Raw genomic sequence first — 972 nt, forward strand, 5'->3', positions numbered from 1 at the left:
TGCAGTCATTTTCATGCGCGTAATTTAGGCTTAAGAGTACTATTAACTCATTTAATGGATGGAATGAAAGCAACCTAGAAATAAAAGATAAATTATTAGCCTAAAAAGTAAATTTAAAGGAGCAGCAATGTTTGTTAAATTAAAGTGGCTGTCTTATTTGTCTTCCGTTCTTAAAATTAATTTTGCTTGATTTGGAATATTCATTCTTGAAAGAGCGTTATTATCAGTTGCTAAGTTAGCAGCTGTTATATGAGCGAATGCACCAGGCATGAGTAAATCCTTCTACTTAATCTTTAATGTATTAACAACTTACAATAGTGGAATAATTAGTCAAGTAATTAAGGAGAGCTTACCTGAGATAAACCTCGGTAATTTCAGGCCTAAAATGTCCCATCTCTTGTGAAACGATCTATAGGGCCATTTTATATTTAAATCTTAACGCATTGAGCTCAACCACTCTTTCTTGAGCATAGCTATGTCTGAGACCATGCGCACCTGAATTCGGGTGTTTTTGTCTTTTGTTTGTCTTTACTGTCTTTACCAAGGTTACTTGCATTGGTTGTTAAGCACTTTTACACTAGTCATTTTACTGGCGTAATTAAATGACTAAATACGAGACTGACTCTATTGAAGCGCAATATCAACTAGGATCTGAAAAACTAGTTTTAGCGAACAAGTTAGCGATTGTTGATGCAGCAGAGATGGATGATGTTGAGGCTATTCTTTTAGTTAAACTATATGAAAAAATATTTACAACGCCAGAGCCAGAAGATGACGTTTTTTCTTTTCAAAATGTTGCTAATTGGCACAGACAATGGCTAGGTAATGTATACGAGTGGGCAGGTAACAAACAAAGATGACACCCATCCTAAAGTTTGCATTTTTCATGTTTTTTACTAGCTTTAGGTTAGTATTAAAAATAAACAGGGTGTTCTATGGCTATTGCAAGAAAGCGTCAAGTAAGTTTGGTTG

The 972-nt window shown here is 34.6% G+C and carries 1 protein-coding gene; it reads left to right on the top strand.

Features of this window, described 5'->3' with window-relative positions:
* Window positions 1-602: 602 nt before the first annotated feature.
* Window positions 603-860: a hypothetical protein gene (locus tag HH219_RS21620; RefSeq protein ID WP_169328600.1), complete on the top strand. Its 258-nt coding sequence runs from the start codon at window positions 603-605 to the stop codon at window positions 858-860.
* The last annotated feature ends 112 nt before the right edge of the window (window positions 861-972 follow it).

Origin of the sequence: Pseudoalteromonas sp. NEC-BIFX-2020_015, from assembly GCF_012952265.1 — a bacterium.
GTDB classification, from domain to species: domain Bacteria; phylum Pseudomonadota; class Gammaproteobacteria; order Enterobacterales; family Alteromonadaceae; genus Pseudoalteromonas; species Pseudoalteromonas neustonica.